The organism is Mesorhizobium sp. M0296, assembly GCF_040321675.1.
In the GTDB taxonomy this organism is placed as follows: domain Bacteria; phylum Pseudomonadota; class Alphaproteobacteria; order Rhizobiales; family Rhizobiaceae; genus Mesorhizobium.
In genome coordinates this window covers 25705-32241 of the sequence record NZ_JAMYRZ010000059.1, presented here as the reverse complement: position 1 = coordinate 32241, position 6537 = coordinate 25705, and the positions used below count along the sequence as shown (strand labels likewise).

Annotated in this window: 3 protein-coding genes and 1 pseudogene; 1 reads left to right on the top strand and 3 read right to left on the bottom strand. The window is 57.9% G+C overall.

Annotation, left to right across the window (positions count from 1 at the left end; all coding sequences use genetic code 11):
* Positions 1-204: 204 nt before the first annotated feature.
* From NKI97_RS32700 to NKI97_RS32690, 3 genes and pseudogenes are all read right to left on the bottom strand, one after another.
* Positions 205-3711 (bottom strand): DEAD/DEAH box helicase, encoded by a 3507-nt coding sequence (locus NKI97_RS32700; RefSeq protein WP_352838365.1) that lies wholly within the window; start codon positions 3709-3711, stop codon positions 205-207.
* Positions 3712-3908: 197 nt separating this feature from the next.
* Positions 3909-4207, bottom strand: a pseudogene (locus tag NKI97_RS32695) (site-specific integrase); the annotation flags it as partial.
* A 296-nt stretch (positions 4208-4503) separates the two neighbouring features.
* Positions 4504-4728 carry an IclR family transcriptional regulator domain-containing protein gene (locus NKI97_RS32690; protein ID WP_352838364.1) on the bottom strand — a complete coding sequence of 75 codons (225 nt, stop codon included), beginning with the start codon at positions 4726-4728 and terminating at the stop codon, positions 4504-4506.
* A gap of 302 nt (positions 4729-5030) precedes the next feature.
* On the opposite strand from NKI97_RS32690, the gene NKI97_RS32685 reads away from it, so the two are divergent.
* Entirely contained in the window at positions 5031-6446 is a 1416-nt protein-coding gene (locus NKI97_RS32685; protein WP_352838363.1) for a hypothetical protein, read from the top strand.
* The last annotated feature ends 91 nt before the right edge of the window (positions 6447-6537 follow it).

Below are 6537 nucleotides of genomic sequence, written 5' to 3'. Positions count from 1 at the left end.
AGCGCGCTCCGGAAGACCGGCGGCAGCGCTAAAACTGGGGAAGATTCAAACGGCACTTCTGGGGAGTATTGAGCCGGCATCGACAGCCAAGCCACTTGTCAAAGAAAGTGGCTAGCAAAATTCCACGATAACCTTTGGGTTAGCGGTAGGAATGTTCTTCGACGAAGCTCTAACAGAATGCAAAGTGGAGCCAACTGAGGCATCTCAGAGAAAGAATTGTCGTCGGCGCATTGCGGGACCGTCTGACTGAATGTCAAAAATTGGGCCGTGAGCGGACTGTCTGCTCCCAGATGTAAGGATGGGATAGCTGCCTTTCCACAAGGCAAGGGTGAGGTGGTCGGTGTGAGATCGGAGCATTAACCCATAGCCTTCCCGGTCAGTCGCTACTCGTTGAACCAAGCGAGCATCGCTATTCGGTAGGTGTCCATGAGATATGCCTGCGTGGCGGCTAGCAGCTCCAGGTGTTCGCTTTCCGTCTGACGCTTCGAGTACCCCGGCTGGACAAGGGTGATCGTGAAAATCCGGACGCAGCTGCCGCCACTTGTTTATCCAGGCTATCAGCATCGCCTGACCTCCGAGTTCGTATCGGCTCGCCTTTCCGGCCTTGAGACGATCGGCCTCCCTGCGATGGAGTCTTTTCAGCATGTCTCCGAGATGCTCGGCCCACCGGATGGATTTTTGCGCTTGGCCGCATATATCGTAGAGGTCTTCGACACGGGCTCCGGGGACCGGCCCCGAAGAATACTTGCAATGGAATACATGGACCTTGAGCCGGCCATCCTCCAGTCTCATAGCCACGACGTCCGCGACCTCGCCGGCCCCGTCATCGTCGAACACGATATCCCAGCCTCCTCCATCGACGAGGGAATTGATAACCCTCCGCTGAATCGAGTCCGCCCGTTTTGTCGGCCCTTGGGATTCCTTGCGAATGTTGACGCCGGGCCAACTGTCGGAGGTAATCCTGTCTAGATCGAAAGGCAGCACGTCTTCCCGCTTGGGCACAATGAACAGGGATGCACCCGCCAGCATGTCGCCATCGGCGAGATAGACGTGCGGCGGGCTCTCCGCGAACATGTCAAGGAGAGGACGCTCCCTCTTGCCGATCCGCAACCCAAGGTCGGGTCCGGTCCGCCGTGTATAGCGGGCGATGCCCCGTTCGATGGTAAAGGTGTACGCGGTGGTGAACGTATCGCTGACCACCCTGAACTTCACGCCATCATCGGAAGAGAAGCTTTCCAGTTCGACGGCGCATTCATGGAAAGGCACGACCTGCTCGCTTGCCAGGAGCAATACCTTATCCTCGTTCTCGAACAGCAGGTCTTCGGGCCAATCCACCGCCAGCGGGGTCTTGTTCCCTGGCAGCGTGTCCAAGGCGACAGCCTTGATCAGGTTGCGCAAGATATGTTCGGTGGTGATATGCTCGTCGAGGAGCTTGGCGCCCAGCTGTTGGCACCAGCGCATCCATTCCGCGGGATTGTTTGTAGTGGACTGCGACCAGATCTTTCCCTTGATCGAACACCCCATGCTCGATCTTGCGCGGATCGACCCTTGTATCAGACCGTCCTCGTCGACCCTCTCCTCGTCTACAAAGCCCTGGCCGAAGAGGTTATTGAGCGTCTTGGTCCTATTGCCGGCATAGGCATTGAGCTGGTCGGCAATATCGACGCCCATGAACATTGAGTAACGGACAGGCTTGCGCTGAGCCTCGCTCAGTCCCAGATTGCTCAACATCAGCCGGTCGAAGCCGCTGAGCACACGGAAGATAGTCTCGCCGCCCATCCGCTGGACATCCGGACCAGCAAGGGCCCGCGCTAAGGGCTGATGGAGGTCCTTCTTCCTAGAGGTGTTGATGAAGAGCAGGTTCTGCTCTTCATCCCAGTGAGCCATGATCAGGTTGTACTGTACGTTTCTAGGGAATTTGATACTCGTCCACGGCAACGCCTCCTCGTCCCGTGTCACAAGTATCAGCAGCCGCTCGTCGGGATTAATGCTGGGGCCGTCCGCTATGGTCGCGCGCGGACCGATCGCGTTCTCGATGTCGGACGTATCCCACTCCCCACACGTCGTCCGGTAGACGATCGTGCTCATGCGCGGCTGCAGGTTCTCGACATGGAAGCTTTCCGGCGGGGCTAGCAGACCGGTGATGATGTCCTCGCGGCGCTTGGCATCGAAGGTTTTCCTAAAGCCCACCACGTTCAGAAGGTGGTTCCAGTCTGCATCCTCAGCGTAGAGCGCCTTCAACCTCTCGTTCACGTCATCCATCGCGATATTTGCGATCACTGTTGCGTCGCCTAGGTCGGTGCGCGTGCGAGTGAAACGGCCCACGAATTGCAGGGTGATCGCCTCGCTTTTGTGCTTGTCGTGCAGTGCCGCGATCTTGAGCTCTGGTAAATCGAAACCCTCACCGAGCATGTTGACGCAAACAATGATGGACGCCTCGCCGGAACGCAGCTTCCTCAGGGCTTCCCACCGAGCACCCGCACCCATCCTGCTGTGGGTGAGTTGCGGGTTGAACTCTTCGCCGGCCCTGGCGACATACTTCGCATGCAATGCCTTGGCGTCCTCGATGGTCTCCACCCTCGCCATTGCCAGATGGGGCCGGTTTTTCGCGCGATCCTCGCGCAGTTTCGCCAGTACTTGCCCAATAATGAGGTCGTCTGCGTCGGCGCGGTCCAGTCCCATCACCGGGATATAGTTCATCGGCTTGAACAAACCATCGAGCTGCGCCTGGCGGAGGGGATAGCTGTAGATATGCTTGCCGTCGACGCGTTTGCCATCATTGCGATAGGGGGTGGCGGTGAACTGCAAGACGGGTCTCTGGTCGAACCGCTGTTTAAAGACGCGCCACGTCTTGGCGCCGATATGGTGGGCTTCGTCGACGAAGAGATGCGACGCCCATTCCGAAACCGCCGCCTGCATGTCCTCGGACAGTTCGGCGACGACGCTCATGGTTGCGACGACCACCTGCGCACTGCCCAACAGGCGGTTCATGCCCTCGAGCGTCTTGGGAGCGCGGGTCAAGGCAACGACGGTGGGTAGCAATGCCCCCGGAGCGAGGCACCCCGTCTCCTTCAGCTTGCCCAGCCCCAGGAATTTGCCGGCGACCTGAGAGCGTAGCTGGTCCGTGGGCACGATCACGAAGAGGCGCGGGATAGCGGCCATCACCAGCAGCGCCAACATAGTCTCGGTCTTACCGGTCCCAGTCGGCAGCACAACAGTGACGGCGCTCTTGCTCACGCTCCAGTGCGCAAGGACCGCACGAACCGCGCCGACTTGGGGAATCCGCATTCCGGGACGTACCAGCCGGGTGCCGTCGTAGCGTTCGACGCGGAGATCGAAAGCGTCCTGCCAAGACGCAATTCTCCGGCCGGTGTCGGCGACTTGCGCGGGCGTCAGATCGTCTATGGGTGTCGGCTTGGGCAATATCCACTTGCCGCCTGTCGCCGCTGCATGAATCGTCGAGGCGTCGTCGACCTTGAGCACCGCCTGTTGGTCTAGCAGCGACGTGGTCGTGCGATCTAAGACCGCAAACGGGAGGAAGTCCGGACTCGAGCAACGGAACCCTGTACCTTTCGGCAACAACGACCACTTGACCTTCAACCGCTGCTCAGGGTGGGAAAGCCGCCTTAAAATACTGCCTTCGATCTTGCCAGTATGGCTCACCAGTTCAGGAAGCGTGATCTCCGCATCCTTGGCAAAAAGATCGTGCAACGCTATGCCCCCGACAAAAGAACAGTGCTTATCCGTAGAACGTGTTCTGGACAGTCAATCAGACCGCCAGACGCCGCAATACTTCAGCGATTGCGGGATTGTCATTTATCGCACAGCACTCGTCAACCGGAGGTCGCATTCTAAGGCCGCTTATCCCGACTGGATATTGCCGATTTTGCATGCTGCTAATCCGGAACCAGCCGACTTGCTCGCGCATCGGAAGTGATCTCGAACTGGACCGGCCTGCCGTTCTTCTGCTGGACCACCATAGAGCGGGCCCCTATTTCCGGACCCGCCACAAGCAAACCAATTTTGATCTTCACCAGGTCACATTCTCGCAACTTGCTGTCTATCGCGAGGTCAAAAAGCGCCCGATCCCGCGTATGTCCTCCGCGATCGAGGAAGAAACGGATCGCCCAATCTGCCGGGGCTTCAGGGCTCGCTTAGCTCCAACCCGCCGACCCGCGTTCCATGCCGGCCGACCTCTGGCTGCCAGAACATATCGTGAAAAACCACCGTCATTCTCCTCGGCCAACCTTGGCCAAGGAAGAAACGATCAGGGCTTCTTGCTGACGCGGGCCGGGAGGACCATCCGCTTTCGTATGCGGTGGCGTGAATAGCTGCAATTTGAACGCCTACCAGTTCACTTTCCAGTTCCTGACACTAAGCGCTCAACAGCGTCAAAGCCACCATTGCCGATACCGGCTCAGGGGGTCGGCCGCATAACGCCGCAGAGTGCTGCCGCATCTCGCCGATGGTGCCGGAACTTCTAATTCGACCTAAGATTTCTAATTATGCTTTCAGTGCCCGATCGCACGACGTTGGCGAGGATTTGATATCGATGTTGGGCGAGACATGCAGAGAGAACGACATGCTGATAGCAGAGCGCGTTTCCGCCGACGGGTCGCCGATAAGCATCCCGACTGATGTGATGCCCTTCATGCTTTCATTTACAACGAGAGCGTAGCCGCGCTGCCGCACGTCCGGAAGCTGGCGGCAATCCACCGAGCGTTCCATAAGCCACTGCCAAAGCCTATTCCGATGCACAAAAAGCCTTGCAGAAAAACCAGGATTACAGGTTGTGTGACGAAGAGATCGACCAAGTTCGTACCAAAGTCACTTAGAAGATTGTTGCCACTAATCCCTTTGCGGATTCCACAGAAGCTATCGACGGTAGATAATAGTACCAACTGTTTCAGCAACCGCTCCAGGTAACCGCCATTCCGCCGATAAAGAAAGCCCTAGGCCTCACGCCCACCGAGCAGCATCTAGCCAAGCTGGCCGATGATACGTTTCTCGACCTCTGGTCCTGGCCCAACGTGTTCAAGAAGGCAGGCAAGGAGCTATGTGACCTTCTTGTGGTCTGCGGTGACGATGTGCTGCTGTTTAGCGACAAGCATGTCGCGTGGCCGGATGCCCCTTTTGAACTCGCATGGAAACGCTGGTACAGCCGAGCGATCGGGGAATCCGCCGAGCAAATCCGCAAGGCGGATCTTTGGCTGAAAAAGAATCCGCAAGCGATATTCGCGGATGGCAAATGCGAACAACCCATCCCGCTGAAGTTGCCGCCTATCGGGCAAAGGCGCGTCCATGGCATCTGCGTCGCCTCCGGCGGAGAGCAGGCCGCTTCATCCTACTTCGATGACCCGGACGGGACATTCATGATCATGCCGCACCTTCGCGGGAAGGACCATGTTAACTTCACCCTGCCGCATCATCGGCCTTTCTGCATTGGCGACGTCGATCCCGATGGTCCCTTCGTCCATGTGTTCAACATGGCAACCCTTGATGTCGTCATGTCGGAATTCGACACGATTACCGACTTCACGAAATACCTCAACGCGCGTGCAGGTCTCATTCGATCGGGAAAGTTGTCGCTTTCACCGAGCGAAGCAGAGCTGGTGGCCAACTATCTGTTGATGATGGAGCCGAATGGGGAGCATCGGTTCCCTATGATTTCGGATGTGAAGGGTACCAACGCAGATGCTGACACGGCAATTGCATTTGTGCAGGGCGAATACGCCTATCTGGTCCGCTCCCCGGAATATCAACGGCGATGGACGGCGAACCGTATCTCGTATGAGTGGGACCGGCTGATAGGCCTTTTCACCCACGGGGTCCTGAACGACACCCAATTCCGAATCTTAGATACCGATCCCACCGTCGAACTCGCGGAACGAGCGCTGCGCATTATGGCGAGAGAAGACCGTGTGCAGCGCCGCGTGCTCGCTGAGGCGATCATCGGTGCGCGGGAAGCACTCGAAGCGCAGAAGATGGGACGGCTTGCCCGCATCGCCATGACACGTGATCGGTCCACGGGTGAAAAAGTCGCCTATGTCTTTCTTGTTCTCGCCGGCGCCGACACAATGGCGCAGGAAGATTATCGCCGTGTCAGAGCAACTATGCTGCAGACATACTGCCTCGCTGCTTTGCACGACGACCGTGATCTGACACTCTGCGTTGGAATCGCTGTGATGGCGATCTCCGATACGGGCGACTCGGAGGATCTCGTTGCCTATCCGCAGCAAGAGTGGACACCGGAATTGATCGAAGACTTGGGCGTGGACCGCGAGAATTTCGAAGTCCTGCAAAAGCCCCTTGAATTGAAGACAACGCCCATCCACGCAAGCAGCTTCCCTCCCGATCCCGCGTTTGAAGGCATGAGCCGGCAGCAGCGTCGCGCGCTGGAACGTCAACGAGCGAAGCAGCAACGATCGGCGTGGCGATCGCGATGAGGTGCGCGCCGAACCGAAGCGATTGCGATTTCGGAGCCGCAACGGGCTGGCAGAATCCGGGTGAGCGAGCCGAATTTAGTTGCCATGAAGG